Genomic DNA, 3,472 nt, shown 5'->3' with positions numbered 1-3,472 from the left:
GGCACCGCCCCGGATGGCCGCCCCACCCCGGCCAGCGACACAGCCCAGCCGGCCGGGGGTTGCGCCCCGGGTCGGCCACACGCCCTCCCCCACCGGCCGACAGCCGCATCAGCCCGCCGCTCCCCCGGCCAGGGGACACACAGAAAAACCCGGACGAGCTGAAATGAATTCACGAAAGCTCATCCACCAAGAACCACAAGGATTCCTCATGATTAACGCTCGACGTCACCTGGCCCGCATCGCAGGAATCTCCTGCATAGCCGCTCTGGCCGCAGGAACGATCGGTGTAGCCAGCGCCGAGGCCGCACCCATGACCCAGCACCACGCGCCCGCACACTCCTCCGGACACCACCAGAACAACATGTCCCACCAGGGCGGCAACACCCAAGGCGGAACCCAGGGAGGCGGCCGCGGCAACACCCAGGGAGGCACCCAGGGCAACGGCCGAGGCAACACCCAGGGCGGCACCCAGGGCAACGGCCGAGGCAACACCCAGGGCGGCACCCAGGGCAACGGCAACGGGAACACCCAGGGTGGTACTCAGGGCAACGGCCGAGGCAACACGCAGGGCGGCACCCAGGGCAACGGCAACGGGAACACCCAGGGCGGCACCTAGGGAGGCGGCAACGGCAACACCCAGGGCGGAACCCAGGGCGGCGGCAACGGCAACACCCAGGGCGGCACCCAGGGCGGCGGCAACGGCAACACCCAGGGCGGCACCCAGGGAGGCGGCAACGGCAACACCCAGGGCGGCACCCAGGGCGGCGGCATGGGGAACACCCAGGGAGGCACCCAGGGCTGACAGGTGAAGAAGTCGGTGCCTCGCGGAGACAACCTCCGCGAGGCACCGGCCTCCCCCGCCACACACGCGCATCGGTACACCCACCGATGCGCGCAACCACGCCCGACAACACACCCCCCAACGCGGGAAACCAGCAGCAGACGAACCACACCCACCACACCGACAACCCAAACCCCACACCCACCCCAACCCCAACCCCAACCCCAACCGGAACAGGGATGGGGCGCGGGGGCGAGACCAGCAACCAGAACCGAAACCGGGGTGGGGGCGCGGACGGGGCCAGCGACCAGAACCGAAACCGGGGGGCCAGCGACCAGACACCTGGAACCAGGGCGGGGCCAGCGACCGGAACACGACGCCCGATCAGGGACCCACGGCCGGTGGACCCACCCCCATCCCCCGCCACCACACCGCAACACACACAGCCCGCCAGGCAGCACGAACCAGACCGCACACAACACACACGGCCCCCAACACACCAGGCCACCAACGCACCAGGCCACCGTCAGGGGATTAGCCGGACACCCGGGCACCGTCAGCGGGTTGACCGAGCAGCAAGACCCCGACGCCGGCCGACGCACCAACCACACCCTCGCCGACACACCAGCCCAGAGACCCTGCCCGGAAGGCCATCCGATGCAAGTGCCGAAGTTCGGAGAACCGGACTAACCGCCAGATGAGGACGATGGTCCAGAAGCGCCTCCAGCTTCGCGCATATGGTCCTCGTCGACAACGGGGTGCCGTTGGTTCCCGAGCTCGCCCCGGCGTGGCAGAAGGCACGCTCCCTGCCGCGGTACGGAGGGCCGCGTTGAGTTCAGCGGTGCTCGGGGTTCGTGTTCTCGCTGCGACAGCCGGCATCCCAGGCGGTGCGCTGGTTGCCGTAGGCGGGGATGCCACCGAGGTCCTTCAGGGCCCTGGCCAGGTGCAGCAGGTTCCACGTCATGAAGGCGACGTTGCGGTTGGTGAAGTCATTCTGTGGCCCGCCCGACCCGGGGTCGAGGTAGGAGGGTCCCGGGCCGGCCTCGCCGACCCATCCGGCGTCGGCCTGCGGGGGGATGGTGAAGCCGAGGTGCTGGAGGCTGTAGAGGACGTTCATGGCGCAGTGCTTCGCCCCGTCCTCATTGCCGGTGATCAGGCAGCCGCTCACACGCCCGTAGTAGGCGTACTGACCGGCGGAGTTCAGCAGGCTGGAACATGCGTACAGCCGCTCGATGACCCGCTTCATCACCGAACTGTTGTCGCCGAGCCAGATGGGGCCTGCCAGCACGAGGATGTCCGCCCGCAGGATCCGCCTGTACAGCTCGGGCCACGCGTCGCTGTCCCAGCCGTGCTCGGTCATGTCCGGCCAGGTGCCGGTGGCGATGTCGTGGTCGATCGCTCTGATGATGTCCACGCCGACGCCCTGCTCGGCGAGAATGCCCGCGCTCCGCTCGACCAGCCCTTGGCTGTGGCTGACCTCCGGCGACCGCTTCAGCGTGCAGTTGATCATCAGGGCCCGCAGGTCGTCATAACGGGCGGGCGGGGTGTCGGCTGACTCCGGCTGGCCGGTCACGTGGGCTCCCAGGGTGTCCGTCACCGGGCCGCGCGCGACGGCCCGGTGCCCGCGCGGTGCGACCCGTCCCACCGCGCGGCTGGCGATCTTCCTGCCATGATGACGCCCGCCCGCGCTGTCCGCCAACCGATCGCAGCGCGACGCGCAGGCGGTGGGCCGTTCGGCAGCGGGCCGGCCAAGGCCGTCGCAGGGGGTCGGCCGCCTCGTAGGGCCGCCCCTCCGGGCTACGTCCCGGTCTGCTCGCCGCGCCTCAGCCTGGCGGGGTCCTCGGTGCGGATCAGCTCGGCGGTTCGCTCGTCCTCGTCTTCGACGCGGGCCGCCTCCTCCAGCACACGCCGCACGCTGGAGGCGGGGATGACGACGGCGCCGGCGGAGTCGGCGTAGACGTAGTCGCCCGGCATGACGCACACGCCGCCGATCTCCACGGCGGTGTTGGCCGCGAACGGCATCACGGTGTCTCCGCCCCAGCGGGTGGCCTGCCCGCGGCACCATGTAGCGAACCCGTAGTCGGCGAGCTGGGCGAAGTCGCGGAGCCGGCCGTCGGCGAGCACCCCCGCCACGCGGTGGTTGTGCAGCCGCGACAGCTTGGTGCCGCCGCCGTGGGAGGAGTCGGGGTAGCCGCCGCTGGACAGCACTACGACCTTGCCCACCGGGGCGTCGCCCACGGCCCGGTAGAACAGGGTGGCGAAGCCGAGGTCCTTCTCCGGCAGATCGTCGCGGTAGGGGAGGTACGCGACCGTGACCGCCGGGCCGAACATGACCCGGCTCGGGTCGGGGCTGACGAGGTCGAGGATGTCCGCGCGGTGCCCGTGAACGCGTCCCATGGCGTCCACCAGGGACGCGCTGTCGACCCGGTCGAGCCAGCGTCCCAGATCCTCCGTCACCGGGACCACGGCTCCGTCTTGACGTCCGCGGCGGCGATGCCTGAGCGGGTGAGGGGCGCGCGGCCCCACAGTGCTCCACGCATCAGGACCTCCCGCGGTGTGACGGCCAGCGGCCGCGGACGAGCCGTGTCCCGGGACGTGCGCTCCCAGTACACCTGGGACAAGTGGGGCACCCCGCTCATCGACTTCGTCGCCGAGGCCGGCCTGGACAGCCTGGACGTCATCGTGTCGTTC

The 3,472-nt window shown here is 70.8% G+C and carries 3 protein-coding genes; 1 reads left to right on the top strand and 2 read right to left on the bottom strand.

Going from position 1 to position 3,472, the window contains the following annotated elements; translation table 11 throughout:
- Positions 1 to 208 precede the first annotated feature (208 nt).
- Positions 209 to 616: a hypothetical protein gene (locus tag ACWEN3_RS43750; protein ID WP_452983514.1), complete on the top strand. Its 408-nt coding sequence runs from the start codon at positions 209 to 211 to the stop codon at positions 614 to 616.
- Positions 617 to 1,616: 1,000 nt separating this feature from the next.
- Here ACWEN3_RS43750 and ACWEN3_RS43745 read toward each other — a convergent pair.
- Positions 1,617 to 2,291: a flavodoxin family protein gene (locus tag ACWEN3_RS43745; protein ID WP_452983517.1), complete on the bottom strand. Its 675-nt coding sequence runs from the start codon at positions 2,289 to 2,291 to the stop codon at positions 1,617 to 1,619.
- 287 nt (positions 2,292 to 2,578) lie between these two features.
- Entirely contained in the window at positions 2,579 to 3,238 is a 660-nt protein-coding gene (locus ACWEN3_RS43740) for an RraA family protein (RefSeq protein ID WP_452983511.1), read from the bottom strand.
- Between the last annotated feature and the right edge of the window lie 234 nt (positions 3,239 to 3,472).

Source organism: Streptomyces sp. NPDC004561, from assembly GCF_053602155.1.
The sequence above is the reverse complement of the archived record's forward strand: the minus strand, read 5'-3'. Positions and strand labels throughout refer to the sequence as shown.